Origin of the sequence: Streptomyces sp. NPDC052236 (genome assembly GCF_044548015.1) — a bacterium.
GTDB lineage: Bacteria > Actinomycetota > Actinomycetes > Streptomycetales > Streptomycetaceae > Streptomyces.
Genome location: NZ_JBIUBL010000018.1, coordinates 22879 through 49384, shown reverse-complemented (window position 1 = coordinate 49384; position 26506 = coordinate 22879). Strand labels below are relative to the sequence as shown.

Here is a 26506-nt window from a genome sequence, read left to right as displayed (position 1 = left end):
CGGGGGACGGGCTCACAGCCCGTCCCCCGCCCCCTTGCCGTCAAGTCCGCCTACGAGCTCGGGCTCGGGCTCGGGGCGGGAGCGGCCCGCAGCGTCCCGCCGACCAGAAGCGACTCGGCGCACTGGGCCGGGGCCGGGGTGCCCACCGGCCGTCCCACTTCGCGGCAGGTCACCGTCATGGTGATCTTGCCGTTGGCGGGCACCACGATCGGGGTGACGAAGTGGTAATCCTGGTCGCGGAAATTCTGCAGGGCGAGCCTCAGGAGCGTCCGGCCCTCGGCGGCGATGACGACGGTGCCCGAGTCACCCTGCGGGTTCTGCACCACCAGGTCGGTCAGTTCGAACATCTGACCCTCCGGGACCGCGTACACGGTTTTGGCCGTCGCGTCCCCGCCCACCGAGTCCTGGACCTCGGTCTGGGCGCTCTTCGGGTCTCCGACACCACCGCCACCACCCGACCCACCGCCACCGCCGGAGCCACCGCCCGTCGCTCCGCCCGGCTGCTGCGCGCCGCCGCCCCCGCCGCCGCCCCCGTCAGCACCGGCACCGGCACCTGCGTCCGCTCCGCCGGCACCCGCGGCGCCCGGGGAGGCACCGGGCGCGTCGCCGCCACCGGCGGGCGTGGACGGGCCCGGGCTGGAGGGCAGCACCTCGGCCACTTGTTTCTGGGTCTCCTCCCGCGCCGCCGACTTCACCACCGGCCGCAGCAGCGTGAACCACAGGCCGACCAGGGCCAACACCGCTACCAGCGCCAGGATCAGGGCCCGGGGCAGCCAGCTCGGCAGAATCGCGTCCTGCTGGTAGGTGCCGTCCAGCAGGACCGGCTCGTGCGGATGCTCGCCTTCCGATGTCGCCACCACCTGAAAGGGGTGTACGACCGGGGCCCCGCGCCACAGCCGTTTGGCCGGCCGGGCCGTCAGCTTCGACAGTTCCGTCGTACCCAGCGGGAGCTGGACGTCCTCCCGGGAGAAGCCGAGCCGCACCCGGGAGCTGTCCCCCTGTGCCGTCAGCCGCACCGTCATCGGGACATTGCCCCGGTTGTCGATGGCGACGTCCGTACGACCGCGCCACACGCCGTCGAACCCGCGCGGTACCAGCTCCCCGGTGAGCTCGGCGAACGGCAGGACGGTGACCACGCCCTCGGGCACCACCGTCCCCTCGGGGTTGCTGGTGGGCACCACCCGTACCCCGAACGGGAGGTCCCCGGCCGGCACTTCGGAACTGCGCGGCGGACTGAGCGCGAGGAGCACGGCGGCCGAGGTATCGGGATACAGCGACAGGCTCGCCGGTTCGACGTTTGCCCAGGCCGCGGCCGGGCCCACCACTTCGAAGCGGTACTCCTCCACAGTGCTGCCGGAGTTGCGCACCTGAAGGGGGACTTCGGTCCGGCCACCGGGCTGCGCGGTGACAGCGGTTGTGTCCAGACTCGCCGCAGTTGTCATGATCGGCACCGTAGGCCCTGAGGCTCCAGGGAACAGGGGCCCCACAGGAAGACTTCAGGGCAGTTGAGGTGCCCATTGAGACCGCCCATTGAGACCTTGTTGACTGTACGTGGAGTGCACTCGCGCATACTGCGGCGAAGCATTCGACCCAGGGGTGGGGAGGCCGGTGTGGACCGGATAGTCGTGTGCCTGCGTGCGGATGACCCGATTTCCAGGGCGGGGGTCGCCAGCCAGCTGCGGTCCCGTCCGGAGGTCCGGCTGGTGGAGAACGAGGAAGAAGAACCGGCGGCCGTGGCCGTGGTCGTCGTCGACACGATCGACGAGGCCGCGCTGCGGACCCTGCGCAACGTCCAGCGTACGGTGTCGGCGCGGGTGGCGCTGATCGCCACGCACATCGACGATCAGCAGCTGGTCGGGGCGGCCGAGTGCGGGGTGGCCGGCGTCCTGCGGCGGTCCGAAGCAACGCCGGAGCAGCTGGTACAGGTGATCGGTGCGGTGGCCCGGGGCGAGGGGAGTGTCCCCGCGGACCTGCTCGGCCGGCTGCTGGAGCAGGTCGGCCGACTACAGAGTCAGGTCCTGGCGCCGCGCGGCCTGAACTTCAGCGGGCTCACCGCCCGTGAGATCGAGGTGGTCCGCCTCGTCGCCGAGGGCTACGACACCGGGGACATCGCCGCGAAGCTCTCGTACTCGGAACGCACCATCAAGAACGTCCTGCATGAGCTGGTCATCCGGCTGCACCTGCGCAACCGCTCCCATGTCGTCGCCTATGCGCTGCGGCAGGGGCTGATCTGACGCGCCGCCGGGCCGGCGCCACTCGGCCCGGCCCGGCGGCCTGTGCGGCCCGTCCGGCCCGTCCCGTCTGTGCGGACTGTCCGGAGGGGCAACTTGTTTTCCCCTATACGTGTCCCGGGCTCCGCTGCCCCCGCAGCACCGCCCGGGAAGGGTAGGGCCAACGCCGATCTTGGAGGATGTCGTGCGGCGGTTCCGACTGCGGGCGGGCCTGATGGCCGCGCTTCTCACATTCGGCGGGGTAGGGGTCGGTGTCGGCGACGCTGCAGTCACGGCCGCAGCCCCGTCCCCGTCCATGGTCACGCCGTCGGTGGTGGAGCAATCGCTCAACCCCGGCGGGTCCCTGACCGTCACCAAGCAGGTGCGGACGCCGGCCGTGCCGCCCAAGCCGGACGTGGTGCTGCTGGTCGACAACACCGGCAGCATGGGTGAGGCCATCGCGAACGTGAAGCGGAATCTGCCGACGATCGTCGACCGCGTGTTCGCCGCGCAGCCCGACTCCCGGTTCGCCGTGGCCAGCTACGGTGACCAGCGCGAACCGCGCAGGCTCTTCCTCCTCCACCAGGCGTTCACCAACGACCGCGCGGCCATCCAGCGTGGCGTCAACGCGCTGAGCGCCGCCGACGGCGACGACACCCCCGAGGACTGGGGCAACGCGCTGTGGGAGGTCGCGACCGGCGCCGGCGGCCGGAACCCGTTCCGGTCCGGGGCCAGCCCCATCGTCGTCCTGGTCGGTGACGCCTCCAGCCACGACCCGAGCAACGGCCACCCCTTCAACGCCATTGTCCCCACCCTCAAGACGAACAACGTCAAGGTGCTGGCGGTGGACGTGGAGAGTCGCAGCGACGGCCTCAACGGCCAGCGCGCCAATTTCAAGAAGGGCCAGGCCACGCGGGTCACCGGGGAGACCGGAGGCACATACCTGCAGGGTATCGATGCGAACGGGGTGGCCAACGCGATCGTCAGCGGACTGACCAACCTGCCCATCAACGTCACCCACCGGCCCGTGAACTGCGACCCGTCGCTGTCCGTCTCCCTCACCCCGGCCGGCAGTCAGGTGACCAGCGGCCAGACCGCCACCTTCACCGAGACGGTCACGGTGGCCGGTAACGCCCCCCAGGGCTCCACGCTGACCTGCACCGTCCAGTTCTACCTCGGCCCCGCCGGGGCCGACCCCAGCTACCAACAGCAGATCCGGATCACCGTCAACGACGTGACCGCGCCCGTCGTGACCGTGGACGACCGCACGGTGGAGGCGACGGGCCCGGACGGCGCCGTCATCGACTACACAGCCACCGCCCGCGACAACGTCGACGGGAACGTGGGCGTGACGTGCACCCCGCCGTCGGGATCCCGCTTCCCGATCGGCCGGACGACGGTCACCTGCACGGCCAGGGACAGGGCCGGCAATACCGGCCGGGACACCGCCGTGTTCACCGTCGTCGACGGGACCGCGCCGGTGGTGCGCGTGGACGACCGTACGGCGGAGGCGACCGGCCCGGACGGTGCCGTGATCACGTACACCGCGACGGCCGAGGACAACATCGACGGCGAGGTCTACGTAACGTGCACCCCGCCGTCGGGAGCCGGCTTCCCCGTCGGCCGTACGATCGTGACCTGCACGGCCACGGACAGGGCGGGCAACACCGGCCGTGACACGGCGGTGTTCACCGTCACCGACACCACCGCGCCCGTCGTGACCGTGGAGGACCGCACGGCGGAGGCCACCGGGCCCGACGGCGCCGTGATCGAGTACCCGACGACGGCCAAGGACATTGTGGACGGCGACGTCCCCGTGACCTGCCAACCGCCATCCGGCGCGACGTTCCCGCTCGGGAAGACCAGCGTGACCTGCACCGCGACCGACAAGGCGGGCAACACCGGCAAGGACACCGCCGAGTTCACGGTCACCGACACGACCGGCCCCGTCGTGACCGTCGAGGACCGCACCGCGGAGGCGACCGGCCCGGACGGCATCGTCGTCGAGTACCCGGCATCCGCCGTGGACGCTGTGGACGGCGAAGTACCGGTGACGTGCGAGCCGCCGTCCGGCTCCCGCTTCCCCCTCGGCGAGACGACCGTGACCTGCACCGCGACCGACAAACAGGGCAACACGGGCCGCGACACCGCCGTCATCAAGGTGGTCGACACGACCGCGCCCGTCGTGACCGTGGAGGACCGTACGGCGGAGGCGACGGGCCCGGACGGTGCCGTGATCGAGTACACGGCGACCGCTGTGGACACCGTCGACGGCCCGGTCTCCGTGACCTGTGAACCGGTCTCCGGCTTCCGCTTCCCGATCGGGAAGACGACCGTGACGTGCACCGCGACTGACAAGGCCGGTAACACCGGCCGGGACACGGCGGTGTTCACCGTCGTGGACACGACCGCGCCCGTCGTGACCGTGGAGGACCGTACGGCGGAGGCGACGGGCCCGGACGGTGCCGTGATCGAGTACACGGCCACCGCTGTGGACACCGTCGACGGCCCGGTCTCCGTGACCTGTGAACCGGTCTCCGGCTTCCGCTTCCCGATCGGGAAGACGACCGTGACGTGCACCGCGACCGACAAGGCCGGTAACACCGGCCGGGACACGGCGGTGTTCACCGTCGTGGACACGACCGCGCCCGTCGTGACCGTGGACGACCGTACGGCGAAGGCCACCGGCCACGACGGCGCCACCATCGACTACACAGCCACCGCGGTGGACGGCATCGACGGCCCCCTGCCTGTCATCTGCACCCCGCTGTCCGGCTCGACGTTCCCCGTCGGGAAAACGACGGTCACCTGCACCGCGACAGACAAGGCCGGTAACACCGGCACCGACACGGCCGTCTTCACGGTGATAGACGTGGGCGCGCCGGTCGTCCGGGTCGACGACCGGACCGTCGAGATCACCGGTGGCACCAGTGCGGTCATTCGGTACGCCGCCTTCGCCAGGGACCTGATCGACGGCATTGTCTCCGTCACCTGCGCCCCGCGCAGCGGCTCGTCCTTCCCGCTGGGCAGGACGACAGTGACGTGCACGGCCAGGGACAAGGCGGGTAACACCGGCAAGGACACCGCCGTGTTCACCGTCGTCCTGCGCCCGCCGACACCACGCCCGCCCGCCGCCGACCTCGCCGTGACCGCCGCGGCCACCCCGCTGCCCGCATTCACCGGCGGCGAGATCACGACCACGTTCACCCTCACCAACGCCGGCCCCGACACGGCGACCGGCATCGTGCTGGCGGCCACCGTCCCCCAGCCCGTTCGCGTACTGAACGCCCAGAGCGGCTGCACCAGCGCCGCCCGCTGCACCCTGCCTGCCGGCGGCCGGATCGAGGTCACCGCCCGGATCTCGTACGAGAAGGCGACCACCGGCGCCCTGAGCGCCCGCGTCACCGGCGCGACGCAGGACCCGCGCACCGCCAACAACACCGCCACTCTCCAAATCCGGGTCCTCCAGCCCGTACTGACCGCAGGGCCCCTCGTCGCCCGGCTCGGCGACGTCGTCCTCGCCGAGGGCCGCGACTTCCCGGCCGGCACCATCGTCAAACTGGAGTGGAGCGAGGGCATCACCGCCGCGACGACGCCCGTGCGGGTGCGCGCCGACGGGACGTTCCGCACCCAGATGCTCGTCCTGCGCAAGGACAAGACCGGCCCGCGACTGCTAGGTGCCTCAGGGCCCGGCTACAACCCGCTCGACACGGGAATCCTGGTCGTGCCACGCAGCCTCCAGCCGCCCAAGTTCGCGGGACGCGGATGAGCGGGGCGAGCGTCGGCGGAGCGCCGCTGAGGAGGGGTGAGGTGAAGTCGTGATCCACGAGGTGGACGAATCCCTGCGCTCCCTCGTCCGGAGGGAGGCGCTGGGCGGCACCCAGGTCAGCGTCGTCTTCGACGCGCCGAACCGCGAGTGGGCGGCCAAGGTCAACGCCCCCACCGTCAACCTGTACCTCTACGACATCCGCGAGGACCTGCGCCGCCGCTCCCGCGGTCTGTCCAACGAGTACGGCGAGCGCGGCACCGTCGTTGCCCGCCACCGCCCGCCCCGCTACTTCAAGCTCTCCTACCTGATCACGGCCTGGACCCGGCGGCCCGAGGACGAGCACCGGCTGCTGTCGTCCCTGTTGTTGTGTCTACTGCGCCACGACGCGGTGCCCAGGGCGCACCTGACCGGCTCGCTGGCCGAGTTGCCGCTGACCGTCCCGATGACGATCGCGCTGCCGCCGCCCGAGGACCGGTCGTTCGCGGACGTGTGGAGTGCGCTCGGCGGCGAGTTGAAACCCTCGCTCGACCTTGTGGTGAGTGTCCCGCTCATCGATGCCGGCTCGTTCGCGGTGGGGCCGCCGGTCACCGAGGAGGGTGGCCTGCGACTGGGCATGGAGGAGATCGACCGGCCGGGCGACGAAGCATCCGCGAACGGCGCGGCGAACGGTTCCGGCGGCGGACCGGGGGGTGCCGACGGGGAGGCCGGTTCCAGACGTCGCCCGCACCCCGGCCTGTCCCGCCGTATCCGCGAACCATGAGCATCCACCCGCCGCCGGAGCCGCCGCTCGTCCCGTCCGCGTCCGCGTCCCCGTCCTCGCCGTCGCAGGAGCACCCCATCACCGCGACCCCCATCACCGCGACCCCCGTCCCCGCGACCCCCACCACAGAGAACCCCAGCCTGCGCCACGTCCTGGACCGGGTGATCCTCGTCGAGGAACGTGTCCGCCGTGCAGTCGCCGCCCGCCGGCAGACCGACCCCGACCCCGACGACGCCTTCCGCGGCCTCTACCTCACCGACGAGGCCGTCAACCGCCTCCTGGACGCCCGGCCCCAGGCACCCGCCCCCGACCACACCGACGCTGCCCGGCACGCCGAGGCCGAGGCCCGAGCCGACACCGCCGACCCACCCACCCGGCTGCGCCGCCTGACCACCGACCTCCACCTCACCGACCTCGATGTGGAGATCCTGCTCATCACCCTCCTCCCCGACCTCGATGACCGGTTCGAGTCGTTCTACGGCTACCTCAACGACGACGTCACCCGGCGCCGCCCTTCCATCGGCCTCACTCTGGCCCTGTGCGGCCTGTCCCCGGCGGACGCGTCCGCCCGCGCCCGCCTCGGCGCGACCGCCCCCCTGCTGTCCGCCGGCCTCCTGCTCACCGAGGACCTGGACCGCCCCTTCCTCGGCCGCGCCCTGCGCGTCCCGGACCGGGTCACCGCACATCTCCTCGGCGACGACACCGCCGACCCCCGCGTCGCCGATCTGCTCACCCCTTGCCCGCCCGTCCCCGGCGCCGGCGACGCGGCCCCCCTCGCCCGCGCGCTGGCCGCCGGGATCCCGCTCGCCTACCTGAGCGAGGACCAGGGCGGCGCGGGCCCCGCCCTCGCCGCCACCGCGCTCACCCTCGCCGGCCGCCCCGCCCTCGCCCTGGACCTGGCCCGCCTCGCGCACGACCCGGCCCCCGCCGAGGCCATCCGTATCGCCGTCCGGGAGGCCCGGCTGACCGGCGCGGGCCTGGTCTGCACCCCCGTAGACGCCCTGGACCGCGAACACGTCGCACTACTGCGGCAGTTGACCGACACGCCCGTACCCGTCGTCCTCATCGGCCGGGCCCCCTGGGACGCCCGCTGGTCCACCCGCCCCCCGCTCCTGCTGCGCGCCCCGCGGGTCGAGCCCACAGCGCGGGCGTTCCTGTGGCAGGAGGCGTACGGGCAGCCCGTCCCCGCCACCGTCAACCTCCCGAACATCCTCTCCCCGTTCCTCCTCACCCCCGGCCAGCTCACCCAGGCCGCCCGCAGCGCCGCCCAGAACGCCGTCCTGGACGGGGGAGAGCTGCGCCCCGAGCACGTCCGTCTGGGCGCCCGCGCCCAGAACGCCGCCGGACTCGACCGGCTCGCCCGACGCGTCGAACCCGGCGTCGGCTGGGACGACCTCGTCCTGCCCCCGGACGCCCTCACCCAACTGCGGGAACTCGGCGCGCGAGCCCGCCACCGGGACCGGGTCCTGGGGGAGTGGGGGATGCGCCCCGGCGGCGCCCGAGGCCGGGGCGTCGTCGCGCTGTTCGCGGGCGACTCCGGGACCGGCAAGACGATGTCCGCCGAGGTCATCGCCGCGGACCTGGGCCTGGACCTCTACACCGTCGACCTGTCCACCGTGATCGACAAATACGTCGGCGAAACCGAGAAGAACCTGGAACGGATCTTCACGGAGGCCGCGGGGGTGAACGGCGTCCTCCTCTTCGACGAGGCGGACGCGATCTTCGGCAAGCGCTCCGAGGTCAAGGACGCCCATGACCGTTATGCCAACGTGGAGAGCGCGTACCTCCTCCAGCGCATGGAGTCCTTCGACGGCCTGGCGATCCTCGCAACCAACCTGCGCGCCAACCTGGACGACGCCTTCACCCGCCGCCTGGACCTGGTCATCGACTTCCCCGTCCCCGACGCCGACCAGCGCCTGGCTCTGTGGGAACGCTGCCTGGCGCCGCTCCTGTCCGGCAGCCAGGATCAGGACCTGGACCTGCGCTTCTGTGCCGATTCCTTCGAACTCGCAGGTGGCAACATCCGCTCCATCGCCATCACGTCCGCCTACTTGGCCGCCGAGTCCGGCTCCCCGGTCACGATGCATCAGGTGATCCACGCGGTCCTGCGCGAGTACCAGAAGCTGGGCCGCCTCACCCTGGCCAGCGAATTCGGACCGTACATGGACCTGCTCGTCCCCTGACCTGACCAGAGGAGAACCGCTGTGCGTGCTCACGACGAACGGCTGGAGGGGCAGGAGCCGGAGCAAACGCGGCGTGACGCAGCGGGGGTGCGCGGAGGCGAGCCGGACGCCTCGCCGGCCGCGGCGCTCATCGCACTCCAGCGGACGGCCGGGAACGAGGCGGTCGTGCAGGTGCTGGCGCAGCGGGGTGCCGTCGTTCAGCGGATGCCGGCCGATCGCGCACCGCGGCGGCAGGCGGCGAACAACTCCCCGTACTCGGGCAGACCGCAGTCGGCGCGACAGCAGGCGCAGCAGGGCTTCGACCCGGCCGCTCCCCGGCCACCAGAGCTGCCGAGCAGGGGACCTAACGACGAGTACATCTGGAGCGGCACCAGGGACGACATCGGGTTCACCCCGGCTACCGTGGACACGGTGCTGGGCACCACGGAAAGCCAGGTCGCGAACGGGCGGACCGAGTACCAGTGCGCGAAGTGCGGCATGTTCATCCCCCGCGAGAGCGATAGCACGCCGACGGACGGCAACCGCTACGTCACGATCGACCACATCGTGGAAATCATCCCCTACGTCCAGAGCAAGGCCGCGGAGCTGAGCTGGGTGGTCGGCGGCCGTCCGGTCCGTGCGATCAGCCGCAGCGAGGCGAAGAGGTGGGCCAACGACACGGACAACTTGCGGGTGCTTTGTGCTCAGCCGTGCAACGGCGGGATGCGGGCGGCCCAGAGCGCGAGCCGCAACTACGACACGGACAAGGCGGTGTGGTGGGCGGTGTAGCCCCCTCCCGGCCCCGGCCAGCAGTTGCCTGCGCGTTTGCGCACGATCACCGCCACGCCAACCCGCCGGGGTGCGGTTCCGCCGAGTCCCGTGCAGGTCGGCGTCCGCCAACAGCGATATCGCCATGCGGCCGGAGGCCCCGTCTGAGCTGTCAGGCCGCGTTTCCCACACTCTCGGCATCGCCGCTAGCAGGGCTCAGGCCGTGTCGATCTCAGATGTCCGAGGTAGGCCGGATTCCGGTCCGAAGCCCAAACGCCTCACGTAGGAGCCCTACTGGCAGGTGCGGGCCCCGGTCACCGAGCAGGAACCCAGTGCCTCGAAATACTTCGTCCGGCCCGGTGTCTCACAGGCCGGTCACAGCTTGCCGGACACTACTCCGCGCCATGTCCATCCCGCCCCAAGGACCGCGTCTTGCAGGGGACCCTTCAGCGCCGAATTGTCGAAGCGGAATGTCTCCGTCGCCTCAAGACCGCCCTCGGCATCCCGCCCGACCGTCCAGCGCCGGGACACCGTGTTCACTTGCCCACGGGAGTACTCAGCCGACAGCGCCAGCCTGGCCGTGCCCCCCACCCACGTGACCTCCCACTGCCGGTCGAGGGCACGGACCTCGTGGCCCGCCGGGACCAAGCGCATCCGGATCTGAAGGGCCCGGCTTACCTGGGTCCGAACGAAGAAGGTCTGCCAGGCCGGCTCCAGGATCCGCCACTCCGCCACCAAGTCGGCACCCTCCGGGGTGCCATCGCGCACGACGTAAGGCACGTCCGGCTGGTTGAGCCTGAGCAGCGCCGCCCGGACTTCCTCAGTGGAATGCGGTGCGACACCACTGCTGGGGCGCTTGGTGCCGGTCAGTTTGTCGAAAAGGCCCATCGAGTCAACCTAGGAGTAGCCGGGTCTCGGTACAAGATCTCCCACGTCAGTGTGGCGCGCTAGGACGCAGCTCCGGTGTCCGGGCGAACCGTGCGCAGGAAGTTCTGGAAGTCTCCCAGGACGCTGTCGTGCTGTGTCGCGGTGGCGGTCAGAACCATTCGGATCACCGCACGCTTGTGCGGATCCTCGACGTCCAGCATGGACAGATAGACGTGGGACTGGATGAGGTCGCGGCGCACGCCGCCGGCGACGGCCGAGAAGGTCAACCTCTGTGTCAGGCCGGGCGCGGCTGCGGAGCCGATCTCGCGGCGGCTGGTCACCACCACGGACTCGGCGATCTCACGCAAGCGCTGCACCGACTCATCTGCGAGCTCGTCCAGCGTCGCCGCGTCCGGCCGGTACTCGCCGTCGATGGTGATATTGGCAGTGAACCCCGCATCTGGCTGCGGATGCAGCGCGATGAAGGCCACGCCCGGAGCGCCAACCTCGTCCGGAGAGGCCGCTCGCCAGCCCTCCGGGAGTCGAAATTCGATCGGCACCGGCAGTGTCGTGGGCATCTCGGGCCCTCCTTCCATGGGAATAGTGCATTAGAACCAGCTGGTGACGGTGTCCTTGACCGAGCCGGTGGCGTCGCCGACCGCATCGACCGTATCCCCCACCGCGTCGGCCGCATCGCCGGCGGCGTCGGCCACCTTTCCTGGGTCGACCGTGAACTCCGCGCCCACAGAGCCGCCGAGCCCGAGGGCGAGGCCAACCTTGCCGCCGATATGGAACTTGCCGTCGTCACCCTTGCCGAAGGTCACCTGGGCTTCCGCGCCCGCACCGGCCCACCCCTCGGCCGTCCCGCCGGCACCGATCCCGGCGACCTCTGCGCCCCCGGCGACGGTGCCCTTCGCCCCGGCAAACGCCTTTGCGCCCGCGTTGACGCCCTCCAGGCCCACCCCGGTACTGACCTGGGCCTCGCCACCGGCGAATCCCTCAGCCCGTCCGTAGGCACCGACATGCCCGTACCCGGCGCGCCCCTCAGCCAGGGCCCGTCCTCCTGCGGACACCTCGGCCTTGCCGGCAACGCCCTTGTCGGTGATTCCGACGTTCGCGGTGGCCCTGGCCCCGGCATAGGCGTCAGCAATCCCGGAGAGCTTCATCGACCCGTTGGCCAGCGATCCTTCCGCGGTCGCGTGACCGAGGTCGGCGTACGCCCTGACCGAGCCCTCCTTGCCGTACTTGGGGCCGGTGGCGGAGAAGCCGGCATCGGGCCCACTTGCCGTGGCCTTGCCGTCAGCGGTCCACCCGTTGGTCTTCGTGGCGGTATTTGAGGCCTCATCCGCCTCGTACTTCTCGATGTCGCCCAAGGCTTGGCCGTTGAAGCCGTTGATCGTGCCGTCCTTGACCTCCGAGTCGATGACCACGGCCGTGAAGGCGATCTCGACGCCCTTGTCGGCGTCCCCAACGTCCTTCACTACCTGGTCGATACGCTCTTGCCAGGAGCTGACGCTCTTGCGAATGCTCTCCTGGTAGTCGGGGTCGTGAGCCACGGCGGTGCGGTCGCTCTGGCTCAGCTTCTCGGTGTTGTACGAGACCACGCCCTGGTCCGAAACCTTCATTCCGGCGTCGATGGCGTCGTCGTGGGCCGCCTTGACCTTGCCACGCAGATCGACGAACTGCGTGTGCGCGTCACGCAGCAGCGAGGCGACCGCCTTGGCCTCGACCTGGGCGTTCTGGAACTCCTTGAGGGTGACGCTGAAGCGTCTTTGGGCGGCATCCGCACTCAGGCCCGTCCACGACGGGTGCAAGGCGATGCCGTGTACGTCGCGCTGGTACGCCCTCTCCAGCTCCTTGAATCTCTTCGCCATGCCGTCCCAGCGGTCGGCCGCTGTGGTGAGCGTGCCCAGGTCGGTCGTCATGATTTCGTGATACGTCGGCATGGGTCCCCGTTATCCATGTTGCGTGCGAACTGGCTGGCGACTGGTGGTGAATCCGAATCGCGAGTTGATCAGTACTCGCGGAACGGTGATGTCTTGAGTACCGCAGTCCCGACTCCGGGATCTGTGCTCTCCAGCTCGACTTGGGATCGCTCAGACTCCGCTTGTCCGCTGCGAGCCGGTGCAGCAGGTTCCGAACCTGTTCACCCCACGTCTTGTGTGCCTTCTTGAGGACCCTCGACGGGATCCATCCGTGGCCGTCCCTGGCGTCGAATGCCTTGACGGCAGCGTTGGTCTCCTCATCTGCCCAGGCACCGTCCCTGCGAGTGTCGGGCTCGACCTTTCCTGATGGCTTCTGCTGCGGCACCCTTCTCGGAAGGACTTGAAACGAAGTCCTTCTGGCCGCCAGTGGCACCTCCCGGATCGACCGGAAGTTGATTCAGCCGCATACCGACCGCAGGCGCGGCCGCGCCGCCATCTGTGTGGTGCTCTCCGGCCGCCCGTGACATGAATCCCTGCCCCCGTGTGCCTGTTGGCGTGCGCCTGCAGGCTAGCAACCAGCCTGTGCACCCAGACTCACGCAGGCCTGGGTGTACCCGCTGCACTCTGGGCCCTCCCACCCGACGGGACTTAGACCGTCAGGCGTTCAATCCGCGGACTCCGAGTCTCCGGGTGCCGGTCAGTACGCGCCTCTGTCCGCCACGATGACTCCGCCTGCCTGCGCAAGGTTCGGTGGAGCTCCGTCCCGAAGAGCTGGATAAGGCCACGGAGGCGTACCGTGACGGTCTGGAGGTCGCGGTCACGGGAGACGTCAAGCCGAGCGATGCGGGTGTGCGGCCGCGGAGGGTGACGGGATTCGTGATGGGCTGGGTACGACGGCACGGCCGTTGCGCGGTCTCGATGGCACGAGGTCACGTACACGGCCTCGCCGCAGGGATGGCCTGCGAATCGGCGGCGCTGTTGCAATCCCGTTTCCGCTTGGTGAACCGCGTTCCGTAGGTTGAGCAGGAAGCGATCACGTCTATGCAGGGGGTCCCATGGTCTGGGAAGAGTGGGCACAGATCAAAGCTGAAGGAACCGACCGGCACGCTGTCCAGATGCAGCTGAACCAGCTCGCCCCGGCAGGGGGAGGCGGTAACAGTGCCCCTGATCTGGCCTCAAGCCCTGCGAAGCAGCAGGCAGCGGTGAAGGCGATCACCAACGACCTGGAGCCCGGTGTGGCGAACGACGGCAAGCGCACCGCCGAGAGCGTGAACGCGGCAGTCAAGGAGTTCGGTGCCCGAGACGGTTACGGCTGGGACACGTCAGGCGCCCTGAAGAAGGCACAGGAGACGTGGGCGAAACAGGTCAAGAGCCTCCTTGACCGGTTGGCAACAGAGAAGAGCCTCCTGAGCACGACAGCCATCAACTTCCAGAACAACGAGCTCGATATCGCCGCGCAGATGGCCCGGCATTCCCGGATCGACAACTACTGACCCCGCCGTTTCGGTTGGGGTGATGAGGCGTCGAGCGCCATTTGCAGCGGCACCAGTTCGGTGTGTTTGGCCGCCGACGACCAGCCCACGATGCGCGGGAGAAGGTTCCACGACGATTCGGGTGGTCGCTGGTTACGATGTCAGCCGCCGACCGAGCAGGTCATACCGGACCGATTCCGTTACGACACGGACAAGGCGGTGTGGTGGGCGGCGTAGGCACCTGCCCGGGCCGCCTTTGCCCGTTGCCTGCGCACTTGCGCGCCATCACCGCCATGTCCGCGTACACCGCTGGCGCGCCGGCGAGCGCCGGGGGCATGGCGCAGGGCTCTGCCAGATGGTCTGCCGAACTGTTCACCAGCGACGCGGAGGTCACCCGCCCATAGCCGGGCTCCCTGCAGGGAGACAGCATTCCGCGCTGCGCGGCTACACTCGCCCGCATGGCCGTCGAGTGCGACCCCGTCTCCACTCGGGCTTGGAATCCGTCAGTTGACAGAGGCAACCCAGACCAGATGGCCGGTCAGGCCCTTGGTACGGGAGAAGCGACGGACCGCCTGCTCGGGCGACGAAGCAGTGACGCGCAGTGCACCGCCAGGGGTGACGACTTCGGCGCGGTCGTCGAAGGCAAGCCCCCAGGCGGCGACCCAGCCGTCATCCTCCTGCCCCTCTTCGTGGAACACCGCGAACAGCCGCGGTGCGGTGTCGGTCACGATCTCCCCCATGATCTCGCTGAACTCCTTGGTCATCTATGCCTCCAAGCTTGAGCCGATGTCTGTGTAGATTCTAAATTTGAGATCTACAGCCTGCTAGTCGCTCAAATGAATGAACTCCTTCGTCGGACTTGCGGAGCAGCGCCCAAGTGCGGCAAGCAGGTGCTGACGACATGTGAGGAGAAGTAGGAATGACCGAGGCATGCAGCCCCACGGTGTGGCGGCGCTGGCTGGCGTTTGAGCTGGCCCGGCTACGGAAGGAGGCAGCGCTGGACCAGAAGGACGTGGCCAAGGCCCTGCGGTGCACGGTGGGCAAGGTCTCGTACTACGAGACTGCAGAGCGTCCTGTGGTGGTGCGGGACCTGGACGAGGTGCTGCTCCCGCTGTACAACGTGCCGCAAGAGCGTTGGCCGTTGTACCTTCGCGCGGCTGCCGACTCCAGGAAGAAGGGGTGGTGGGAAAGCTACGGTGAGGATCCGTTGCCGAGCTGGTTCTCGCTGTTCGTCGGCCTGGAGCAAGGTGCTTCGCAGATCCGTGCGTATGAGAGTGAGGCAATGCCCGGTTTGTTGCAGACCAAGGCATACACGGACGCGATCACCCGCCGGGGGACAGCTGAGCAGTTGGATGCCCACGTCGATCGCCGCGTGGAGCTGAGGATGACCCGGCAGTCCGTGTTGAGCCGGGAGGGCGGCCCGCTTCGACTGTGGACCGTGCTGAGCGAGGCCGTGCTACGACGGATGGTCGGAAGCCCGGCCGTGATGAGGGAACAGCTCGTGCACTTGACGGAGATGGCCCACAGCCCGAAGATCACCGTTCAGGTCATGCCCTTCACGCGCGGAGCCCATCCCGGAATGGCAGCAGGCCCGTTCCAGATCCTCGGCTTTCCATGGCCGACCGATCCGGGTGTGGTCTACGTACAGCACCAAGCGGGCGCGACTTACCTCGAAGCGGCCGACGAGATCCAAGCGCACACGGTGGCTTTCGAGCACCTGGTGGCGCTCGCGCTGAGCCCAGACGAATCGATCGACATGGTGCGAGAGATGGCAGAGGAGTACACGTGAAGGTGCGCAATCACATGGGCGTCGACCAGGAGCCGCACATCTGGTCATGGCGTAAGTCCAGCTACAGCGGACATGAAGGTGCCTGTGTCGAAATCGCCGATGGCGTCTCTGTCGCTGTCCCCGTGCGGGATAGCAAGGCGCCGGAGGGCCCGGTCCTCACGTTCCCCTCAGCGGCGTGGCGCGTGTTCATATCGGGACTCAGGAGCGGTGCTCTGCCGAGAGCGGTGCCGAAGACGGATCACCACCGCAATATATGATCTGCGGCTTACCCGACGGCCGCCCTGGCCTCGAAGTTCGGGCGGTACCACAGGCTGCTCGTCCGAAAGCTCACGCTGGCGGCCGCTTACTGTAGTCGCGGGCGGCGACAGTATCGGATTCGAATCTGATCGTGTACAACCGGACGGCGGTTCATCGGCTGGTTGACGAGTGGCTGACGATGCCGTTGGCTCAGGCCGTCTGCCGGCCGCGCCGCTATCAGTCGCTTGCGCGCCATCACCGCCATGTCTACGTACACCTCCGGCACGCGGGGGCTGTAGGCAGACATGGGTGGGAGGCGGCTCCCCGCCCTCGTGGCCGTCACCTGACGGCCGGGCGCTGCCACGAAAGAACCGGCCGGCGGGTTCCGATGACTTCATCGAAACTTTCATGCAGAGGCACCGCCCAGAGCCCTGGCGAGCCCTGGCACCAGTTCGTACTCACCATCTACATTGGCTCGATCAAAAAAATACTTAGCGCCTAGCAGCGAACGCAACTTGGCTTCGGTGTGAAGTCGGTCGCTCATTTCTTCCGGGACAACCGGAGAGTCCAGCAGTACCGCAGTCTGAGTAGAGCTGATGTTGATGGCATGAGTATTGGGAAGTGACTGTAGCTTGGAGCCGAAGTGGTTGACTAGGTCGGCACCAAAAATCGTAAGCCAGTACACTCCTGGAAGGAACCTTTGAAAATCTGCAGCAGAGACCCCAACAGTCCGGGTTGCGGTACCTTCTTCGTGCGCCTCGACCACTGTGTGTTTCGCATCGTATTCGTCAACGGAACAAGCGAATCCATAATATGGCGGTAGCTGCCTGCAGAGTCCGTAGAGCCACTGCAACCACTGAACGCGCCGATGGTTCTTCATGGCCTTCAGATCCCACCAGAAAGTCCACTTTGCGAGCCTGTCGGACAGGTGTGAGAACATGGCCTTGAACTTGTCATTCGATCCCCGCACCAAAAGCACACCCTCTGCAGAGTAGATATCGCATGCTGCGTCAAAGTTCTGTGGCTTGAACTCAACCTTGGCCCTCTCGACGGAATCGAACCGGCGAGGGGCTACAAGCGGATCGTTCAGCAACTGCCACAAGGTTTCCGTCGTGTGTAGATTTGAAATGTCTTGCGGCGTGTACACGGAGACTCGAAAGATACTTTCCATTTCTGCTGCCTCATTGGGTAAGATTTGGTCGACTCTGACTTCCAGGCGCCGAAGCTGTCTGATCTCCTTCAGTCCCTGCTCGCGTATCCTTCACAATATTTCGTAGATGGTTCCACCGTTATCAGCTATGGCCTCCTTCAGGGGGCCAGACACGTGCGTTCCCTTAGGGTATTCATCCGAAGGGGCGCGTACAAGCAAGTCGAATCGATTGGCTGCAGGTAGCAGTGTTTCACTGCCGCGAAGCCTTACGCGTGTACCCTTCGCGATCCTGGAATTATCTCTCATTTGTTCGTCGTAGCTTTGTTCCGCCACGTTCTTTATGTCCCCGACGACCCGTCCTTTGTTGAAGAAGTCGGGAATCCTCTCACGCTCCGCCTCTCCCTTCAGGTTCAATATTTCGATTGTCTGGTTATTTTTCTCGACACCCATTCCGGATATTCTATTGTAGGCCTCTATGCCAGGCTTCTCCTTGACGCGCCCAAGTTTGCGCGCGGCTCGACCCTCAACGTATTTGACGATGGTTTGCTTTCCTTCGTACTGCTTGAAATCATCCACGTATCTCTGGCTTGTTCCCGGTTGCTGCTGTTCCAGTCTGTCTAGAGTTGGGGTCTTCAGCAATTTAATCTCTATTGGTCTTACCGGTAGTATGTGACTGGGGGTGACCATCGCCTGGACGTGCACCTTTTCGCCCTGTGTGTCGGTGGACTCCACAACCAGTCGTAGTGGGACCCCATGGTTATGCGAGAGGGCTGGCAGTTTTGACCCAGCGTGCTGTCGTGTCGGTCGGGATGCCAGCAGGGCTTCGGCATCCCGAATTGCGGCTCGCTTGTCTGGCTGCTTTGTGCCTGCGTCTGCTGAACTCCCCTTGCCTTTCTCTCCGGGCTTCTGGGGTGGCCTCTGCTTGCCCTTGAGCTTCGCCCACAGGGCCTTGCCCTTCTTCGCGATGAAGTCGACGATTTTGTCGATGGCTTTGTTGACGGGGCGGGCCACCGCGTGGAAGACCTGCTTGACCTTGTTGGCCAGGCCGCCGACGCCCAGGAGCGCCGCGAGGAAGCCGATGAGGACAGGGATGCTCGCGGCCAGCGCGCCTTCGATGAGGGCGGGGACTCCCGCCTGGCCGCCGTTGGCGATGGCGATGACCGCGTCCAGGACCGAGTTGACGAAGGCGGCGATCTGCGCGCCCTGGGTCACGATGAAGGTGACGATGTCGATGATGCCCTTGACCGCGCGGATGAAGGCGGACGCGGGGTTGAGCAGCGAGACGATCCAGGTGATGCCGGCGATCAGGACCGTGGGGATCAGGTAGGAGGTGAGTTTCTGCAGGATCGTGGACTTCAGGTCGCCGACGGAGTTCTTGATGTGTTCGACGGCGCCGGCGGGGCCCTCCTTCTGGAGGGACTGGGCGACGGGGATGGATTGTTCGGCGGCGGCCATGGCTGGTTCGGGGACGCCCTTGCGGGTGATGCGGGCGCGGATGTTGTCCCAGGTCAGGCCCAGCATGGAGGCCAGGAGCTGGATGATGCCCTTGAGGTCGAACTTCGCGGGCAGGTTGATGCCCGCTTTGACGGCGGTGCCCAACAGCCAGGACATCAGGCCCTTTTTGAGGTGCTCGCCGATGTTGCCGATGAACTGCTGGAAGCCCGCGCCCACGGCGCTGACGAGGTTGCGGAGGAACCCGATGGGGTCCTTGATGATCTTCATCACCGCGCTGGCAGCCTTGGCAAGGATGCCGAGCAGCATGTTCTTGAGTTCAAGGATGGTCTTGATGACGCCGACCACGGCGTCCTTCGCCTTGGCGATGAGACCCTTGTTCTCGTCCTGGAGCTTCTTGATCTCCTCGTCGACCGCGTTGAGGGCCTGGGTGTACTTCTGGGCAAGGTCCTGTACGAGTTGGTCAGACTTGGCGTTGACGTCGGCTTCGAGGCCGTCGAACTTCTCGGTGAAGTCCGCGGCGGCTTCCTGGCCGAACTTCTTGAGGTCGGCGGGGAGTTTGTCGACCTCCGCTTTGAGTTCCGTGCGGCCCTTGGCGATGCGGTCCTTCGCCTTGCCCAGCTCGGTGCCGATGGTGTCGGCGATCGATGAGATGACCTGCTGCATCTGGGCGACGTAGAGCTTGCGGGACTCCTGGAAGAGCTGGTTTGCCTCCTCCGGCATGCCCGCGAACTTGTCCTTGACCCACTTCAGCTTTCCGGTGAAGCCGGAGTACCGCTTGTCCTTGTAGGCGTCCATCCGGCGTTTGTGGTCCGCCGTGAAGGCGTCGCGGGCGGTCTTTTCGCCTGCGGTGAATTTTTCGTCGACCAGTTTGTCCAGGCCGGTCAGGGTCTTTTCGACGTCCGTCTTGGTGGCGTCGAAGACCTTCTGGAGCTTGGAGGTGACCTCGGCGCGCTTCTTCTCGTCGGCGGACTTGGTGGCGCTCTTGCCGCCGTCGACCTGCTTGCCGGTGGCGGCGCGGGTGGCGGCGAGGCCGGTCATGGCCTGGGTGCCTGCGGTGGCCGCGCCCTGCTTCGCGGCGGCGAGTTGCTTCGCTTCTGCGCCGCGGGCTTCGCCGGGGGCCGTGGCGGAGTGCTGCTCGCCCTGCTTCTTGGCGGTCAGGGCGCCGGTGAACTCGGGCTCGTTGCTCTTGGCCAGTTGGTCTTCCGTCACCTCGGCGTCGGTCATCTGCTGGTTGACCTGGTCCGGGCCGCCGGAGAAGTCCGTCACCGCGTCCGGTTGCTTGGCGGGGACCGCGCCGGCCGGGTTGGGGGCACCGGGCGTGGGCGGGGGCGCGTCGGGGGTGAGGGGGGTGACCTGTTTGTCCTTGGCGGCGGACAGGTCCGGGGCCGCCTTGGTGGTGGTGTCGATGTCCTTGGCGGAGGTTTCTTTGCCTTGGGCAACTTGGCCGTTGACCTGGGACTTGACGGCCTCCGCCTTGCCGGACCCGGCGAACTTGTCGGCCTCGCTGAGGTTCTTCGGGGCCTGGGCGGTGATGGCCTGATTGACCGCCGCGATGAACCCGGCCTTGTCGAAGACGCCAGGTTTCGCGGCGTTCATCTTCTCCGCCTGGGCGGCCTTGCCCTGGGCCTGTTTGTCGTCCGGCGGGGCGAGGGCCGCATCCTGGGCCGACTTTGATTCCGCACCCGCTGGGCGGTGTTGGGAGGTTGCCGTCTTCTTCGCCTTCACCTCCGACTTGAGGCTGGTAAAAGCGGGGGAGGAGGACGGCGGGGGTTTGACCGGCGGGGCCGGGGCCTCGGCCAGACGCTGCGCCACCAGGCGGGAGACCGCCGTGTTCCCGGCACGGGACTGGAGCAGGCGGAAGTTGTTGCGGGCCAGGCCCACCGACACCGGCGCGGCGCTCTCGGGCCCGGCGGCCTCCGCCGTAGTGGGTGGGGTGGGCGTCTCCTGCGGGGACCGGGCCGGGGCAGCCGGACGTGCCGGCGCCGCGCTGGTCTTCTTGTCCGGCGCCGCCTTCATAGCCGTAAGTGTTCGGTTTCGTCTTACCGCGCACACCAGAGCGGTGGGTACGGCCGGGGGCAGGGCGAAGTGCCTGATCGGGCAGAAGGCTGTGCACCAGGCGTCGGACGCCGACACGTTCCGGATGATCGTCTCCCGGAGTCAGAATCTGCCTCGGCCCCTGGTCAAGGAGGAGTACGTATGCCGTCGTATCTGTCCCCGGGTGTGTATGTCGAAGAAGTGGAGGCCGGGGCACGACCGATTGAGGGAGTGGGCACCTCGGTCGCCGCGTTTCTCGGCTTCGCCCCACAGGGACCACTGAACGAGCCGACGCTGGTCACCAACTGGAGCCAGTATGTGAATGCCTTCGGCGATTTCGTCGAGGGCACGTACCTGGCGTCTGCCGTATATGGGTTCTTCGCCAACGGCGGAGGAATCTGTTACGTCGTACGTATCGGTGACGGGTCGTCCACCAGTCCCGGTGAACTGGAGGCCGGAGCGTCCGCCGAGACCCCAGAAGCACTGCTCGGCGGGTACCGGGTCCGGGCGCTGCCGGGCGTCACCGGTGAAGTCTCGGTCGAGGTCGGCCCCGTGGAGGGCGAGGACCCGCCGAACGACGTGTTCAAGCTCGTCGTGAAGGTGGACGGGGAGGTCAAGGAGTCCTACGCCTCGGTGTCTTTCCGCCGCAGCAAGGACAACGTCGTCACCAAGGTCCGTGAGAAGTCGCAGACCATCACCCTGGAGGAAGTGGCCCGGGGGTCCGCGGCCAAGCCCGATGCCCAGGCGGTGGTACTCGCGTCGAAACCGGGTACGCCCGCAACGCCCGGAGTGTCAGCGGTGCCGGCCTCGTTGTCGGCCGACGACTACGTGGGCGACGCGGACCAGCGGACCGGGTTCGGTGGGCTGGAGGCCGTCGAAGAGATCACGATGGTGGCGGTACCCGACCTGATGAGCGCGCACCAGCGCGGGATCATCGACGCCGAGACCGTCATCGCGGTGCAGCAGGCGCTGATCACCCACTGCGAGCTGATGGGTGACCGGGTGGCCATCCTCGACGCGCCGCCCGGGCTCTCCCCGCAGCAGATCAAGGGCTGGCGGCTGGACACGGCCGGCTTCGACTCCAAGTTCGCGACGCTCTACTACCCGTGGATCAAGGTGTTCGACCCGTCGATCGGCCGGGCCGCCTTGGTACCGCCGAGTGGGCACATCGCCGGGGTGTGGGCTCGCAGCGACGAGTCGCGCGGGGTCCACAAGGCACCGGCGAACGAGGTCCTCCGGGGCGCGGTCGGCCTCCAGACGCAGATCACCAAGGGGGAGCACGACCTGCTCAACCCTCTTGGCGTCAACTGCGTCCGGTCCTTCCCGGGCCGGGGCATCCGGGTGTGGGGTGCGCGCACGCTCGCCTCCGACGCCGCATGGCGCTATCTGAATGTGCGTCGGCTCTTCAACTACCTGGAGGAGTCGATCCTGACCGGCACGCAGTGGGTGGTCTTCGAGCCGAACGACGACGCTCTGTGGGCCCGTGTCCGGCGTACCATCTCCGCGTTCCTGGTCAATGAGTGGCGCAAGGGCGCGCTGTTCGGGCTCACGCCGGACGAGGCGTTCTACGTGAAATGCGACCGGGAGACGAATCCCGCCGAGAGCATCGACGCCGGAGTGGTCATCTGCGAGGTCGGGGTGGCTCCGGTCAAGCCCGCGGAATTCGTGGTGTTCCGGCTCTCCCAGTTGTCGGGCGGTACGGGATCGGTCGACGAGTAGCGGACGGCAAGAATCACGTTCGAGGAAATTTCGAAATGACGGATTGCCGGGCCGGAGGAATGCCGGGTCGCCTCAGGTGACCCGCACCCGTCTGTGCGGTTGAACGCCGTCGTCCGATCACAGAGAAGCAAAGGAGGCTGGAATGCCACTTCCCGATCTTGACAGCTCGGTGGGCCATTCCTTTGGGCTGGAGTTCGACGGCGTGGTGATCAAACAGATCACCGAGGTCAGCGGCCTGAAGATGGAACAGGACGTCATCGAACTGAAGCAGAACACCGCCGATGGGAAATACGCCATCAAGAAGCTGCCGGGACGGCCGAAGGCCGGCGAGGTCACCGTCACCCGGGGACTGACCGAGGACAACAGCTTCGAGTCGTGGATCAAGTCCTCCCGGTTCGGGAAAATGGGCGACGCCCGCAAGAACGGCGCCATCGTCGTCTACGACTACGAGGGCGTCGCGATCAAGCGCTATCAGCTGGTGAACGCCTGGCCGAAGTCCCTGGAGATCGGCACCTTGAAGGCGGGTGACACCTCCGTCCTGACCGAGAAACTCGCGATCACCTACGAGAGCATGGAAGTCGGCTGATGCGTCGGACGATGCCCGCGCCCTCGCGGCAGGCACCACAGGCGCGGGAGCCGGAGCAGGCGGGACAGTCCGGGGCCGGTGAGCGGGGTGCCGGTGCGGAGCGTGACACGCTCCGCACCGAGTTCTCCTTCGAACTGCCCCGGGGATACGTGGACGACTCCGGCACCGTGCACCGCCACGGTGTGATGCGGCTGGCCACCGCCCGTGACGAGCTCATCCCGTTGCGGGACGACCGGGTGCGAGAGAACTCCGCCTATCTCTCGGTAGTGCTGATCGCCCGGGTGATCACCCGGATCGGCACCATCGAGGACGTCCACGCGGGCATCGTGGAGAACCTGTTCGCCTCGGACCTCGCGTTCCTCCAGGACTTCTACCGGCGGATCAACGCGGAGGGACACACCCGCGCGGCGGTCACCTGCCCTTCCTGTCAGGAGCACTTCGCGGTGGACCTCGCCGGTGGTCGCCTGGGGGAATCGTGACGTACGCGACCGAGCGCCTCTACGAGGAGGTCGCGTACCTCGCCTATCACTTCCACTGGCCGCTCGACGAACTGCTCGATCTGGAACACCCCGAACGACAGAGGTACGTCGAGCAGATCGCCCGGCTCAACCAGCGGTGAGGGGGAATCGGAGATGGGACTGCTGTCCTGGCTGAGGGGGAGTGGAGGGGCGGACAGGGACAACCTGCCGGGGGCGGGGGGCCTCGGGTCGGAACCACGGGCTGATTCCGGGACGGACGACCACTACGGCGCAGCCGCGGAACCGGGGTGGCGGTCCGCGCCCCCCGTGCAGCGGACGCTGGGCGGGGCCATGGGGCTGGTGACCGATCCCGTGGGGTTCCGGCAGCGGCTGGGCAGTTGGCAGGACCCCACGATCACCGGGCCCCTCGGACACCTGGTCAGCGCGCAGGCGCCGGCCGGCACCGGACACGGTCTTGCGGCCCCCAGCGTGCAGCGGACCGGACCGCGGACCGGACCGCCGACCGGACCGCGGAGCTTCGACGCGCCGAAGGCCGTCGAGGGGCGGGCCCCCAGCGCTGTCGGCGCGCCGCGAAGTGCGGAGACCGGGGCGCAGGCGCACGAGTGGGGCGAGGCCTCGGTTCCGTCGGGCGGCGTTCCGGTTCAGGACGAGGGGCCGGTGCAGGCCGTGGCCGTCTCCTTCGCGGACCAGGACGGGGACGGCGGCGCGTTCACCGGGACAGGTGATTCCGGCGTGCCGACGGTCTCGCGGACGGTGTCCCTGGACCCAGGCCCGGACCTGGGCCGGGATCTGGGCCGGGATCTGGGCCGGGATCTGGGCCGGGATCTGGGCCCGGGCCCGGTGTCCGGTGCCGTACGGTCCACATCGCTTCCCCTCGCGCCGCTCCAGCGGACGCCCGTCTCTTCGCCCGTTTCTTCGCCCGCCTCAGCGACATCCGCTCCTGTGACGGTCATGCGGATGCCGTCCGTTCCGTCGGCGCCCGCACCCTCGCGACCCTTGACCGTCGCCGAACCGCCGGACGTACCGGCACGGGAACTGGCGGCGGTTCCGGCCCCCGTACCGGACGATGACCCCGGGCCGATGGCTCCCGCCGCCCCGGTCGAACCTGTGGCCGACCTGCTTGCCGCGCAGGTGACGGCGGGTGAAGGCGTCGTTGTCCAGCGGTCCGCGTTTCCGGCATCGCCCGGGGCCCAGGAGAGCACTTCGCTCCCACTCCCACTCTCCGAACCGGGGCGGGACGTGGGCCCGGCCTCGGGCACCAGCGTGCCTGTTGTGCCGGTGCCACCTCACGCTCCTGTCGTGCAGCGAGGCACCATGGCTCCGGGACGTCCGCCGCACCGTGGCTTGGGTGAGCCGTTGTCCGCACTGCCCCCCACCGCCCGGCCGCTGCTCGGCCCGACCGCTCCGTTGGCCGGAACGGCCGCTGCCTCCTCGACGGGTCCTCACCAGGCCACGTGGGATGGCGGCACGACGCCGGACGGCCCTGACGGGCATGGCGATCCGGGGGCTGAGCCGACGTCGGTGGCTTTGCCTGAGCACGGTGCGGTGCCGGTGTCCCGGGCCGTCGAGCAGCCGCTGCCCAAGTCGCCGTTGCTGCCGCAGGTGCCGGACCTGCCCGAAACATCCGGGACGCCTACGGTGTCCGGATCACCCGACGACGGCATGGCGCCGCTGCTCGGTGATGCCCAGCCGCTTACCACGGGCGGAGCTGACATCGGTACCGGGCCCGGTGTGGTGCAGCGGCTCGACGTTCCCGGCGGTGCGCCCGCACCGCGGGCCGTCGATCCGGGTATCTCCCCGATTGCCGGGGGTTCTCCCGGGAACGCTTCCGGCGCGGCGTCGGCTCACCCGTACGTCATACCGGCGCCAGCACCCGAGGGGCCGACCCGGGCTGACGCCCCGTCCGGTTCTGCTGGGGCGCCTGTGGTGGCGCGGTCCGTTGACGATGAGACGGCTCCGCTTCTCGGGGACGCCGAGTCGCTTGCGGTGAGTGGGGTGACTGGGGTGAGCGATACGACGGTGCCCGAGGCACCCCGCCCCGGGGAGATGGTGACGGCCGCGACACCGATGCCGTTGCGGCGGCTCGACGCGGTCGACGACCCCTCGCTTCCCGGACCCTCCTCCGTGGGGCCCGCTGCGGGGTCGGCCTCCCGGGGCGAAGGGCCGGTGGTACCACTCGTCACCCAGAGGTCATTGCGTCTCTACACGGTGCCGGAGCCATCCTCCTCGTTCTCCTCCGCCACGCCTGTCGGTGTCGAGCCTCCGGCTCCGGCTCCGGCCGCGGTTCCGATCCGGTGGGAGCGGGCCACGAGTGGGGGGTCCGGTGGTTCCGGCGGCGGTGCTTACGGCGGAAGTGCGTTCGACGGCGGTGGGTTTGACGGCGGTGGGTTTGACGGTGGTGGGTTTGACGGTGGCGGGGCTGGGGGTGTCGGCCTCGGCGGCGGTGATTCCGGTGGCGGGTACGGTGCCGAGGGCGGGAGTGCCGCCGTACAGCGGGCGGTGGACGTGGGCGCGGGGACGGTCGCTGCCGACCGACCGTCCTCGTACTCCTCGTACGCGGCGTACTCGGCTGATCCTGTTTCATCCTCCTCGCGCTCCTCGCGGCCGTCCCCGATGACGCCCGGGGCCTCTCTGGCGCCCTCTTCCCCGTTCCGGGTGCAGCGGCTGGCCACCCCGGCGACTGTCGCTTCGATGCCGCTCCGGCGCGCCCCAGCTGCGGGCCCCTCCCTGCCGTCCGCCGACGCCGGGGCCGTCGCCGTCGCCGCCGGGATCGCGCAGCGTTTGCCGGACGGGTCCGTGGTGTTCGCGCCGCCCGCGGTGCAGCGCGCCGACGGCGACCTGCCCGTTACCGAGCCGCCGCCCGGCGACCCCCCGGCGCCGCCCGAACCCACCGGGGGAGCAGGGGACGCGTCCGCCGGGACGTCCGACGGGGCCGGCGGCGCCCAGGGCACCGGCACCGGCGGGGGCAAGGGGGCGGGGGCGCCCAAAGTCACGGACGAGCTCGTTCGCGCGCTGCTCGCCCCGCTCAGCAGGCTGCTCAAGGCGGAGTTGCGGATCGAACGTGAACGCACCGGGTCGTTGATCAATACCCGGCACTGACAGGCATCAAGGCACCAAGGCATCA

20 protein-coding genes are annotated in these 26506 nt (G+C 68.5%); 13 read left to right on the top strand and 7 right to left on the bottom strand.

The window, feature by feature from the left end; translation table 11 throughout:
- Positions 1 to 50: 50 nt before the first annotated feature.
- On the bottom strand, positions 51 to 1442 hold the full coding sequence (locus ACIHCQ_RS27150) for a hypothetical protein (protein WP_399667530.1): 1392 nt from the start codon (positions 1440 to 1442) through the stop codon (positions 51 to 53).
- Positions 1443 to 1610: 168 nt separating this feature from the next.
- On the opposite strand from ACIHCQ_RS27150, the gene ACIHCQ_RS27145 reads away from it, so the two are divergent.
- From ACIHCQ_RS27145 to ACIHCQ_RS27125, 5 genes are all read left to right on the top strand, one after another.
- Positions 1611 to 2234: a response regulator transcription factor gene (locus ACIHCQ_RS27145; protein ID WP_399667527.1), complete on the top strand. Its 624-nt coding sequence runs from the start codon at positions 1611 to 1613 to the stop codon at positions 2232 to 2234.
- Positions 2235 to 2415: 181 nt separating this feature from the next.
- Complete coding sequence (locus ACIHCQ_RS27140) at positions 2416 to 5979, top strand: HYR domain-containing protein (RefSeq protein WP_399667524.1); 3564 nt, start codon at positions 2416 to 2418, stop codon at positions 5977 to 5979.
- Between the two features lie 49 nt (positions 5980 to 6028).
- Positions 6029 to 6739 carry a DUF4255 domain-containing protein gene (locus tag ACIHCQ_RS27135; protein WP_399667521.1) on the top strand — a complete coding sequence of 237 codons (711 nt, stop codon included), beginning with the start codon at positions 6029 to 6031 and terminating at the stop codon, positions 6737 to 6739.
- Positions 6736 to 8922 carry an ATP-binding protein gene (locus tag ACIHCQ_RS27130; protein ID WP_399667518.1) on the top strand — a complete coding sequence of 729 codons (2187 nt, stop codon included), beginning with the start codon at positions 6736 to 6738 and terminating at the stop codon, positions 8920 to 8922. The genes ACIHCQ_RS27135 and ACIHCQ_RS27130 overlap by 4 nt, the downstream gene beginning before the upstream one ends.
- 21 nt (positions 8923 to 8943) lie before the next feature.
- A complete protein-coding gene (locus ACIHCQ_RS27125; RefSeq protein WP_399667515.1) occupies positions 8944 to 9690 on the top strand; it encodes a hypothetical protein in 747 nt (248 codons plus the stop codon).
- A gap of 354 nt (positions 9691 to 10044) precedes the next feature.
- Here the strand turns inward: ACIHCQ_RS27125 and ACIHCQ_RS27120 are convergent, their stop codons facing one another.
- From ACIHCQ_RS27120 to ACIHCQ_RS27110, 3 genes are read right to left on the bottom strand one after another with little or no spacing between them, the layout of a single operon-like run.
- Positions 10045 to 10557 (bottom strand): hypothetical protein, encoded by a 513-nt coding sequence (locus ACIHCQ_RS27120; protein WP_399667512.1) that lies wholly within the window; start codon positions 10555 to 10557, stop codon positions 10045 to 10047.
- A 59-nt stretch (positions 10558 to 10616) separates the two neighbouring features.
- On the bottom strand, positions 10617 to 11114 hold the full coding sequence (locus tag ACIHCQ_RS27115; protein WP_399667509.1) for a hypothetical protein: 498 nt from the start codon (positions 11112 to 11114) through the stop codon (positions 10617 to 10619).
- A gap of 30 nt (positions 11115 to 11144) precedes the next feature.
- Positions 11145 to 12461 (bottom strand): hypothetical protein, encoded by a 1317-nt coding sequence (locus tag ACIHCQ_RS27110; protein WP_399667506.1) that lies wholly within the window; start codon positions 12459 to 12461, stop codon positions 11145 to 11147.
- 1115 nt (positions 12462 to 13576) lie between these two features.
- Here ACIHCQ_RS27110 and ACIHCQ_RS27105 point away from each other — a divergent pair.
- Positions 13577 to 13954, top strand: coding sequence for a hypothetical protein (locus ACIHCQ_RS27105; protein ID WP_399667503.1), 378 nt, complete (start codon positions 13577 to 13579; stop codon positions 13952 to 13954).
- A gap of 482 nt (positions 13955 to 14436) precedes the next feature.
- Here ACIHCQ_RS27105 and ACIHCQ_RS27100 read toward each other — a convergent pair whose 3' ends face one another.
- Positions 14437 to 14697 (bottom strand): hypothetical protein, encoded by a 261-nt coding sequence (locus ACIHCQ_RS27100; RefSeq protein ID WP_399667500.1) that lies wholly within the window; start codon positions 14695 to 14697, stop codon positions 14437 to 14439.
- Between the two features lie 155 nt (positions 14698 to 14852).
- Here ACIHCQ_RS27100 and ACIHCQ_RS27095 point away from each other — a divergent pair, with 155 nt between their 5' ends.
- Both ACIHCQ_RS27095 and ACIHCQ_RS27090 read left to right on the top strand, forming a co-directional pair.
- On the top strand, positions 14853 to 15722 hold the full coding sequence (locus ACIHCQ_RS27095; RefSeq protein WP_399667497.1) for a helix-turn-helix domain-containing protein: 870 nt from the start codon (positions 14853 to 14855) through the stop codon (positions 15720 to 15722).
- 14 nt (positions 15723 to 15736) lie between these two features.
- Entirely contained in the window at positions 15737 to 15979 is a 243-nt protein-coding gene (locus tag ACIHCQ_RS27090) for a DUF397 domain-containing protein (protein WP_399667807.1), read from the top strand.
- A 386-nt stretch (positions 15980 to 16365) separates the two neighbouring features.
- On the opposite strand, the gene ACIHCQ_RS27085 is transcribed toward ACIHCQ_RS27090, so the two are convergent.
- Both ACIHCQ_RS27085 and ACIHCQ_RS27080 read right to left on the bottom strand, forming a co-directional pair.
- Positions 16366 to 17130, bottom strand: coding sequence for a type VI immunity family protein (locus tag ACIHCQ_RS27085; RefSeq protein WP_399667494.1), 765 nt, complete (start codon positions 17128 to 17130; stop codon positions 16366 to 16368).
- A 90-nt stretch (positions 17131 to 17220) separates the two neighbouring features.
- A complete protein-coding gene (locus tag ACIHCQ_RS27080; protein WP_399667491.1) occupies positions 17221 to 20445 on the bottom strand; it encodes a putative toxin in 3225 nt (1074 codons plus the stop codon).
- A 315-nt stretch (positions 20446 to 20760) separates the two neighbouring features.
- Here ACIHCQ_RS27080 and ACIHCQ_RS27075 point away from each other — a divergent pair, with 315 nt between their 5' ends.
- From ACIHCQ_RS27075 to ACIHCQ_RS27055, 5 genes are all read left to right on the top strand, one after another.
- Positions 20761 to 22317, top strand: coding sequence for a phage tail sheath family protein (locus ACIHCQ_RS27075; RefSeq protein WP_399667489.1), 1557 nt, complete (start codon positions 20761 to 20763; stop codon positions 22315 to 22317).
- Positions 22318 to 22459: 142 nt separating this feature from the next.
- Positions 22460 to 22903 (top strand): phage tail protein, encoded by a 444-nt coding sequence (locus tag ACIHCQ_RS27070; RefSeq protein ID WP_399667486.1) that lies wholly within the window; start codon positions 22460 to 22462, stop codon positions 22901 to 22903.
- A complete protein-coding gene (locus tag ACIHCQ_RS27065; protein ID WP_399667483.1) occupies positions 22903 to 23382 on the top strand; it encodes a hypothetical protein in 480 nt (159 codons plus the stop codon). The genes ACIHCQ_RS27070 and ACIHCQ_RS27065 overlap by 1 nt, the downstream gene beginning before the upstream one ends.
- Positions 23379 to 23522 carry a DUF6760 family protein gene (locus tag ACIHCQ_RS27060; RefSeq protein WP_399667480.1) on the top strand — a complete coding sequence of 48 codons (144 nt, stop codon included), beginning with the start codon at positions 23379 to 23381 and terminating at the stop codon, positions 23520 to 23522. The genes ACIHCQ_RS27065 and ACIHCQ_RS27060 overlap by 4 nt, the downstream gene beginning before the upstream one ends.
- Before the next feature lie 199 nt (positions 23523 to 23721).
- Positions 23722 to 26481, top strand: a complete 2760-nt coding sequence (locus ACIHCQ_RS27055) for a hypothetical protein (protein ID WP_399667477.1) — start codon at positions 23722 to 23724, stop codon at positions 26479 to 26481.
- Positions 26482 to 26506: the final 25 nt, after the last annotated feature.

Coding starts and splice junctions, on each gene's coding strand:
- ACIHCQ_RS27150 (WP_399667530.1), bottom strand. CDS start 1,442: ATGACAACTGCGGCGAGTCTGGACACAACCGCTGTCACCGCGCAGCCC.
- ACIHCQ_RS27130 (WP_399667518.1), top strand. CDS start 6,736: ATGAGCATCCACCCGCCGCCGGAGCCGCCGCTCGTCCCGTCCGCGTCC.
- ACIHCQ_RS27120 (WP_399667512.1), bottom strand. CDS start 10,557: ATGGGCCTTTTCGACAAACTGACCGGCACCAAGCGCCCCAGCAGTGGT.
- ACIHCQ_RS27115 (WP_399667509.1), bottom strand. CDS start 11,114: ATGCCCACGACACTGCCGGTGCCGATCGAATTTCGACTCCCGGAGGGC.
- ACIHCQ_RS27110 (WP_399667506.1), bottom strand. CDS start 12,461: ATGACGACCGACCTGGGCACGCTCACCACAGCGGCCGACCGCTGGGAC.
- ACIHCQ_RS27105 (WP_399667503.1), top strand. CDS start 13,577: ATGCAGCTGAACCAGCTCGCCCCGGCAGGGGGAGGCGGTAACAGTGCC.
- ACIHCQ_RS27100 (WP_399667500.1), bottom strand. CDS start 14,697: ATGACCAAGGAGTTCAGCGAGATCATGGGGGAGATCGTGACCGACACC.
- ACIHCQ_RS27095 (WP_399667497.1), top strand. CDS start 14,853: ATGACCGAGGCATGCAGCCCCACGGTGTGGCGGCGCTGGCTGGCGTTT.
- ACIHCQ_RS27090 (WP_399667807.1), top strand. CDS start 15,737: ATGGGCGTCGACCAGGAGCCGCACATCTGGTCATGGCGTAAGTCCAGC.
- ACIHCQ_RS27085 (WP_399667494.1), bottom strand. CDS start 17,130: ATGGAAAGTATCTTTCGAGTCTCCGTGTACACGCCGCAAGACATTTCA.
- ACIHCQ_RS27075 (WP_399667489.1), top strand. CDS start 20,761: ATGCCGTCGTATCTGTCCCCGGGTGTGTATGTCGAAGAAGTGGAGGCC.
- ACIHCQ_RS27070 (WP_399667486.1), top strand. CDS start 22,460: ATGCCACTTCCCGATCTTGACAGCTCGGTGGGCCATTCCTTTGGGCTG.
- ACIHCQ_RS27065 (WP_399667483.1), top strand. CDS start 22,903: ATGCGTCGGACGATGCCCGCGCCCTCGCGGCAGGCACCACAGGCGCGG.